This window comes from Nostoc sp., assembly GCF_035638895.1.
Lineage (GTDB): Bacteria > Cyanobacteriota > Cyanobacteriia > Cyanobacteriales > Nostocaceae > Nostoc.
This window is the reverse complement of record NZ_DASQZC010000371.1, coordinates 1-8,056: the sequence shown is the minus strand read 5'-3', so window position 1 is coordinate 8,056 and position 8,056 is coordinate 1. Positions and strand designations below refer to the sequence as shown.

The 8,056-nt window shown below is 44.3% G+C and carries 6 protein-coding genes; 3 read left to right on the top strand and 3 right to left on the bottom strand.

The genetic code is table 11. From position 1 onward, the window contains the following. Positions 1-68: 68 nt before the first annotated feature. Together dxr and VE944_RS18165 are read right to left on the bottom strand one after the other, a co-directional pair. The gene (gene dxr / locus VE944_RS18170; RefSeq protein WP_324979767.1) at positions 69-1,265 is read right to left on the bottom strand and encodes a 1-deoxy-D-xylulose-5-phosphate reductoisomerase; all 1,197 of its coding nucleotides are present in this window, start codon (positions 1,263-1,265) and stop codon (positions 69-71) included. Positions 1,266-1,358: 93 nt separating this feature from the next. After that, positions 1,359-1,505, bottom strand: coding sequence for a hypothetical protein (locus tag VE944_RS18165; protein WP_324979765.1), 147 nt, complete (start codon positions 1,503-1,505; stop codon positions 1,359-1,361). Positions 1,506-1,669: 164 nt separating this feature from the next. On the opposite strand from VE944_RS18165, the gene leuC reads away from it, so the two are divergent. Together leuC and leuD are read left to right on the top strand one after the other, a co-directional pair. Further along, entirely contained in the window at positions 1,670-3,073 is a 1,404-nt protein-coding gene (gene leuC, locus VE944_RS18160; RefSeq protein ID WP_324979762.1) for a 3-isopropylmalate dehydratase large subunit, read from the top strand. A gap of 74 nt (positions 3,074-3,147) precedes the next feature. Then, positions 3,148-3,756, top strand: coding sequence for a 3-isopropylmalate dehydratase small subunit (gene leuD / locus VE944_RS18155; protein WP_324979759.1), 609 nt, complete (start codon positions 3,148-3,150; stop codon positions 3,754-3,756). Positions 3,757-4,011: 255 nt separating this feature from the next. On the opposite strand, the gene VE944_RS18150 is transcribed toward leuD, so the two are convergent. Then, positions 4,012-5,322: a hypothetical protein gene (locus tag VE944_RS18150; protein WP_324979757.1), complete on the bottom strand. Its 1,311-nt coding sequence runs from the start codon at positions 5,320-5,322 to the stop codon at positions 4,012-4,014. A gap of 1,173 nt (positions 5,323-6,495) precedes the next feature. Here VE944_RS18150 and VE944_RS18145 point away from each other — a divergent pair. Continuing rightward, on the top strand, positions 6,496-8,056 hold a 1,561-nt coding region (locus VE944_RS18145), incomplete at its 3' end, for a calcium-binding protein (RefSeq protein ID WP_324979754.1).

Genomic DNA, 8,056 nt, shown 5'->3' with positions numbered 1-8,056 from the left:
GCTGAAGGCTAAACAAGAATTGGTTAAGAGCCAGAAAATCTGCCTTTTGGGTATCTGGGTAAAGGTTTTTATCGCAAAGAAATTATCCGCGAGTGAGTTTCTAACTTTTCAGTCGCTGTTAAAACTTCTTGTCTTGCCCATTTATCTGCTGTCAAAATGTCATCTAAAGAGGGATTTGTACGGTTATCATTTTGATGGCGATCGCACACCCATTCGATACACCGGGGAATATCTAAAAAGCGAATTTTTTCATCTAAAAATAAAGCCACAGCTTGCTCATTTGCAGCATTTAACACAGCTGGCATCGAACCACCAGCTTTACCCACAGCATAAGCTAACTGCATACAAGGATACTTTTGGTGATCTGGTTCACGGAAGGTTAAGTTTCCAGCTTTGACTAAATCTAGTCGTTCCCAGTTGGTATAAATGCGATCGGGCCAAGATAGCGCATACAGCAAAGGTAAGCGCATATCCGGCCAACCGAGTTGGGCTAAAACTGAAGTATCTTGCAGTTCAATCAGCGAGTGAATAATGCTCTGGGGATGAATGACAATTTCGATATCGTCATAATCCAACCCAAATAGGAAGTGAGCCTCAATTACTTCTAGTCCTTTATTCATCAAAGTAGCAGAGTCTACAGTGATTTTACGCCCCATCGACCAATTAGGATGCTTGAGAGCATCAGCAACGGTTACATCTGCTAACTTTTCTACATCCCAGTCTCGGAAAGCTCCACCAGATGCAGTCAACAAAATTTTCCGCAAGCCTGCTTTTGGCACACCTTGGAGGCATTGAAATATTGCGGAATGTTCGGAATCGGCAGGGAGTAATTTTACACCATGTTTCTCGACTAGGGGTAGAACCACAGGGGCCCCAGCAATCAGGGTTTCTTTGTTCGCTAAGGCAATATCTTTACCAGCTTCAATAGCTGCGATCGTGGGTAGCAAACCAGCACAACCAACGATCCCAGTGACAACGGTTTGAGCATCGCCGTAGCGAGCGACTTCTATCACTCCAGCCTCACCAGCCAGTAAAATCGGTTGGGGATCGAGGTCAATGATAGCTTCTTTGAGCGCTGGTAATTTATCTTCTGAGCAAATGGCTGCTATTTCCGGTCGAAACTGCCGAATTTGAGCAGCTAACATCTCTACATTGTTCCCAGATGCCAATCCCACAATCCGAAACTGATCTGGGTACTGAGTGACAATATCTAAAGTCTGAGTACCAATAGAACCAGTGGAACCAACAAGAGTAATCGCTTTCACAATTGTTTAAGGATTTACAGACAACTTCCACTATAAATTGCCGAGGACTCTTTAATAACAGGAATCCCTATATCTGTGCGTCTCTGCGATTGGTTAAGGAAGAATAAAACCACAGAGGCGCAGAGAAGCCAGTGCGTTGCGGTGAGTCCAGCGCTGTAGGCGGGTTTCCCGCCGTAGGCGACTGGTGGTAGAGAGTCTTCTCCCTTCGCGTAGCGTCTCGTAGAGAAGGGGAGACGCCAAGGGCGAACGAGCGTCACCCGGAAGGGGGTTCCCCCCGTTGTAGCAACTGGCGCGGCACAGAGAAATAAGAGTGCAAAGCTGTAAGTAATATTTAAGTGATCTGCAAAAACCTAGACTTTTTTTGATACTATTTAAGACCAGACTCTTGAAATATTGATTGACGTATGAGCAAAGGTACCCTGTTTGATAAAGTTTGGGACTTACACACCGTTGGTACACTTCCCTCAGGACTAACGCAACTATTTATCGGGCTTCACCTAATTCATGAAGTCACCAGTCCCCAAGCCTTTGCTATGTTACGCGAGAGAGGTCTAAAAGTATTGTTTCCAGAGCGGACTGTCGCCACAGTCGATCATATTGTGCCTACAGAAAACCAGGCGCGTCCCTTTGCCGATAACTTGGCAGAGGAAATGATCCAAGCACTTGAAAATAACTGCCAAGAAAATAACATAACTTTTTACAATATCGGTTCTGGTAGCCAGGGTATAGTTCACGTAATCGCTCCAGAACTTGGGCTGACTCAGCCAGGAATGACGATCGCTTGTGGAGATAGTCACACTTCGAGTCATGGGGCATTTGGTGCGATCGCATTTGGTATTGGTACTAGTCAAGTCCGGGATGTTCTCGCTTCCCAAACGCTTGCCCTCTCTAAACTGAAAGTCCGCAAAATCGCAGTTAACGGCATTCTCAACCCTGGTGTTTACGCCAAAGATGTAATTTTACATATCATTCGCTCACTTGGTGTTAAAGGTGGCGTGGGCTATGCTTACGAATTTGCCGGTACGACATTTGAGCAAATGAATATGGAAGAGAGGATGACTGTTTGCAATATGGCGATCGAAGGCGGTGCTAGATGCGGCTACGTTAATCCCGATCAAGTCACCTACGATTACCTAAAAGGCAGAGATTTTGCTCCTATTGATGCAGATTGGGATAAAGCAGTGGCTTGGTGGGATTCCATCAAGAGTGATGCTGATGCCCAGTACGATGATGTAGTCATATTTGACGCTGCGGAAATTCCTCCTACCGTCACCTGGGGGATTACTCCCGGTCAAGGTATCGGTATCAACCAGTCAGTACCTCAACCGGAAGAACTGCTAGAAGAAGACCGATTTATTGCCGAAGAAGCTTACCGCTACATGGATTTATATCCTGGTCAGCCGATCAAGGGTACTAAAATAGATGTCTGCTTTATTGGTAGTTGCACCAACGGCAGAATTACTGATTTGCGAGAAGCGGCAAAAATCGCCAAAGGTCGCCACGTTGCAGAAGGAATCAAAGCTTTTGTTGTCCCAGGTTCTGAAAGGGTAAAGGAAGAAGCAGAAGCTGAAGGACTAGATAAAATCTTTGAAGAAGCCGGATTTGAGTGGCGTGAACCGGGATGTTCTATGTGTCTAGCCATGAACCCCGATAAGCTACAAGGAAGACAAATCAGTGCTTCTTCCTCCAACCGCAACTTTAAAGGAAGACAGGGTTCCTCTTCGGGTCGGACATTGTTAATGAGTCCGGCGATGGTCGCCACAGCTGCGATTAAAGGCGAAGTCTCTGATGTGCGCGAGTTGCTGTAATTTTTTTGTCATTGGTCATTTGTCATTTGTAGAAATTAACAGGCTGTCATTGAAATGATAGGTAAATAAAGTTTATGGTGAGTGAAGTTAAAACAGTTTCAGGGCGCGGTATACCTTTAGTGGGTAATGATATAGATACCGATCGCATCATCCCCGCTCGATATTTGAAAGCCGTTACCTTTGATGGGTTAGGCGAAGGTGCATTTATTGATGACCGGACAGCACTTAAAGGTGAACATCCCTTTGACCAACCTCAGTACCAAGGGGCAAATATTTTAATAGTCAATAGAAATTTTGGCTGTGGTTCATCACGGGAACATGCACCCCAAGCGATCGCAAAATGGGGAATCCAAGCTTTAATCGGTGAAAGCTTTGCCGAAATCTTTTTTGGTAACTGTGTGGCAATGGGCATACCTTGTCTGACAGCTGATGCTGTTACTGTTAAACAAGTACAAGATTTAGTGGCTGCTAATCCCCAAGCCGCCGTAACAGTGAATCTGGAAACCTTGCAACTGCAAATTGGTGATTACACCGCCCCAGTTGCGATCGGTGAAGGGACAAGAAGCACATTTATTTCTGGAACTTGGGATGCTTGCGGTCAGTTGGTAGCCAATGCTGACCAAGTTCGGGTAACAGCAGCAAAATTACCATACGTAGGTTGGGGCAATTTTGCTGCAAGTTAGGATTTCCTTATTCTCTGGTTATCAGCCAGAGAATAAGGAAATGCCAAGAATTAATGAGTATGTAAGTTGCATAAAAAGAGGGCTGGAGCCGCTTAATACAAGCGAATTAAGCTGGAAAAATGAATGAAGATTAGCTTACCAGCCCCAAAAACGAGCCATTGAATGCAACTCAACTTATACTGCCCTATCTACAAGCTTTTCGTGCTTGCAAAGAGCAATTCACCGCAAGCACAATGAAATATTTTGTTGGAAATCCTAATTCACAATTCCAAGCATACTGTTCTGGGGAGCAGCGCCAAAAAAGGCAATTTCTTCAACATTCAAGAGATTCAAGGTGAACTGATCACGCTTAATGGTGTAATTGTTGGAGGTGCCTCTAATAATGTAATCATTTCTGGAATCAGGCAAAATTAGCTTGTCTAATCCCGATTCACCATTGATCGTGGCATTACCGTAACCAATATCAAATGTGTCGGAGCCACCTCCACCCTTAATCAAGACATCGGCAATAGCGCCTCCTTGGTCTAAAACGGGATTACCGTTGGCATCAATTAGACGAGCCTTGAAGTAATCGTTACCGTTTCCACCATCAATGGTGCCGCCTTGGATACCAATGCTGGTGCCATAGCCAGTAAGGCTATCCAAGCCATCGCCTAATTTGATGATGCCACTGTTAACAATGCCTATACCTTCACCGGGCCCAAGCTCCCCAAAAGGGGTATCGTAGCTCCCTTCACCGCCCTTGCCGATAGCAGTAATAGAATCGTTTCCTTGCCCTCCATCGATTACGCTACCCTTACTGTTGGAGATGCCTATACCCCTACCTGCATCGAATGATCTAAAAGGTTCTAAACTTGCATCGCTGCCGTTGCCGATACCAGTAATAGAATCGTTTCCTTTCCCTCCACTAATCACACTAGCACCACTGTTGAAGATGCCTGTACCATCTTTTCCAGTTCCACCATTCCCAGTTCCCTTAATAGAATCGTTCCCTTCTCCTCCATTAATATTGCTGCGGTCAGTGTTAGAGATTCCTACAGCAGACCCCTCAAATGCTGCAATTCCAGTTCCAAAGATAGAGTCGTTCCCAAATCCTCCATCAATGCGGCTATTCTGAGTATTATTGATGCCTGTAGCAGGTTTAAGGTCATCAATGGATTCTTCGGCTCCCTTTCCGGTTCCGAAGATCAAATCTTTTCCATCTCCTCCATTAATGTAGCCGCCCTGAGTGTTAGAGATACCTATACCGCGTGCAGTCTCACCTCGAAAGCCCTCACCGGCAGTGCCAGTGCCCTTGATACTATCGTCTCCTATCCCTGCATTGATAGTGCCACTGTTAGCAATGCCTGTGCCTGCGCTAAAATTCAAAGTCTCGTTGTTGCCGGTGCCAGTACCCTTGATAGTGTCGTTACCTGCTTGAGTATCAATGATTCCCTTTTTTAGAACCTCAATTCCAATTGCTGGGAATGCATTATCCTCTTGTCCTACTATGTCCTCTTGTCCTACTACTAGATCGGAACCAGAAGTCCCGATGAATGGGGGTAAAGAAACAATTAGTCTGGGCATAATATAATTTTCCGCAATTGTGTGTGATGAAGTTTTAACCCCTGAAAGTCTTGCTCTTTGAGGAAGAATTCTCTCAGCCAGAATTTCAGTTGATCGAAAAGTTTTGATATCCCCTCAAAGATTCGGGGTAAGCAATTATTCTGCTTACAACCTGACGATTGGGATTAAGAGAAGATATGTGGCGAATAATAGTTTATAAGCAGTAGTTTATAAACAACAGTCAGGCAATACCAGATCAAGTAAACGATAATTAATGTTTCTCAACGTAGTTAGTACCTGTTTACTCTACATTGGGTACACAAATTTTATGCAGAGCCAGCCAATTTTTTATAAAAGTTCATAAAAACGCTGCATAAGTCTTTTTTATATTTCTGAGAATAGATATGCCTTTTTTGCCGATGTGCAGATATTAGCTGTTCTTCAACCCAATCTTTCTGGGATTTGTTGCTTAACCCAACTTGCAATTTTTATTAACTAAACTATATTAGTCTATTAACTTCTAAGTGCTATGCAACGATAAAATCGTGCGTTCACTGGCTCTACGCTTCACCTCCAGTGAAATTAACTCTCGAACGGAAATATTAAATCAGATTAAAGTATTACATTTGACTCGTTAGATCAATATTTATATTTAAGACTAAATGCAAAAATCCATGCTTTAGCCTTCAGTAAAAATCCTTGGTTATTAATAGCATGGATCGATTAGCCATAGCTACTTTTAAGTTGGTAAAACTTTTAAATACTTTAGATAAACCTCACTATATTTGACAGGCAAATACTCGCTTATTAATAGTGCTCGGCAAGTGTAAGGTTGTCATTAAAGCCACAATATAAGCACGTATCCGTATTTAGTTATCATTTGTTGTTTTAACTTTATTTAAAATTATCTAATCGGTTGAAAGTTTCAATTATTTAATCGGCTGAAAGCTTCTCTGTAAAGGCATTTGCAGGCAATATTATATCTTATAAAAGTTGCAACTTTTATAATAAAGAGGTTCTATAAAAATAAATATTCTGCATAAAATAAGAACGTATCTCTGAGTAATAGTTAGCGGCTAAAAACTATAAGTTTTGTAGCTCGTAGACAGAAACTAGTACTTTCATACTTGTCTTAGAAATGAACTACTAGTAGCCCATTGTTCAGTGAGAAATTAAGAATCAGGAGTATTAATCATGGCAGTAATTTGGACTCCAGGCCCAGGACCAACCAATGGAGCAGATAGAGGTATTAGTGATGCCGCTTCTGATAACTTCAGTGGTTTTGGTGGAAGTGACACCCTAATTGGTGGCGATGGAGATGACACCCTCAATGGTGGTGCTGGTAATGACCTCCTGCAAGGTGGTGACGGTATCGACTTGCTAAACGGTGGGAACGGGAGCGATACCATACAAGGAGATATTGGCGACGACACTTTCATCGGTGGAGGCGGCAACGACCGACTCATCTGGAACAACGGTGACGGTAGCGACAGAATTAGTGGTAACGCTGGCTCTGACGTGGTTCAAGTTAACGGCGCAGCAGGTGCAGGAGACACCTTCCTCCTAGAACAAGACGCCGAAGAAGGAACAGCAATCTTTGATCGGCTCAACTTAGTTCCTTTCACCCTGACTGTAGACACCGTAGAGAGCTTTGAAGTCAATGGTAGCGGAGGCAATGACATCTTTGAGGTTAACGACCTGACGGAAACTAGCGTCAGTGCAGTCAGCTTTACAGGCGGTGCCGGCAATGACTTGCTTGATGGTAGTGGTACGTCTACACCCTTAACTGGCTCTGGTGATGCTGGAAATGACACCCTAATTGGTGGCGATGGAGATGACACCTTCAATGGTGGCGCTGGTAATGACCTCCTGCAAGGTGGTGACGGTATCGACTTGCTAAACGGTGGGAACGGGAGCGATACCATACGAGGAGATATTGGCGACGACACTTTCACCGGTGGAAGTGGCAACGACCGACTCATCTGGAACAACGGTGACGGTAGCGACAGAATTAGTGGTAACGCTGGCTCTGACGTGGTTCAAGTCAACGGCGCAGCAGGTGCAGGAGACACCTTCCTCCTAGAACAAGACGCCGAAGAAGGAACAGCAATCTTTGATCGGCTCAACTTAGTTCCTTTCACCCTGACTGTAGACACCGTAGAGAGCTTTGAAGTCAATGGTGGCGGAGGCAATGACATCTTCGAGGTTAACGACCTGGAGGAAACTAGCGTCAGTGCAGTCAGCTTTACAGGCGGTGCTGGCAATGACTCGCTTGATGGTAGTGGCACATCTACACCCTTAACTGGCTCTGGTGATGTTGGAAATGACACCCTAATTGGTGGCGATGGAGATGACACCTTCAATGGTGGCGCTGGTAGAGACCTCCTACAAGGTGGCAACGGTAATGATATCCTGACAGGCGGTGCTGGTATCGATCGCTTTGTGTTCAGCTCAGGTGCTTCGTTCAATGCTGATGATCTAGGCGTAGATCAAATTACTGACTTTAACCGCAATGCTGACACAATTGTCCTGGATAGTACAACTTTTGTCGGACTCGAGGATCTGTCCGATATTAGGATAGTAGCTAATGATACAGCAGCTTCAACTAGCTTTGGAGTCATTACTTACAGTATTGGAACTGGCAATTTGTTCTTTAACCCAAACTTGAGTTCATCAGGCTTTGGGACAGATGGGCTGTTTGCCAACATTGATAACGATAACAATCCATTAACAGCAGCACCAGTATTGGCAGCTA

Bases quoted from the DNA above. Each gene is read 5' to 3' on its own strand.
- leuD (WP_324979759.1), top strand. From the start codon at position 3,148: ATGGTGAGTGAAGTTAAAACAGTTTCAGGGCGCGGTATACCTTTAGTG.
- VE944_RS18150 (WP_324979757.1), bottom strand. From the start codon at position 5,322: ATGCCCAGACTAATTGTTTCTTTACCCCCATTCATCGGGACTTCTGGT.
- leuC (WP_324979762.1), top strand. From the start codon at position 1,670: ATGAGCAAAGGTACCCTGTTTGATAAAGTTTGGGACTTACACACCGTT.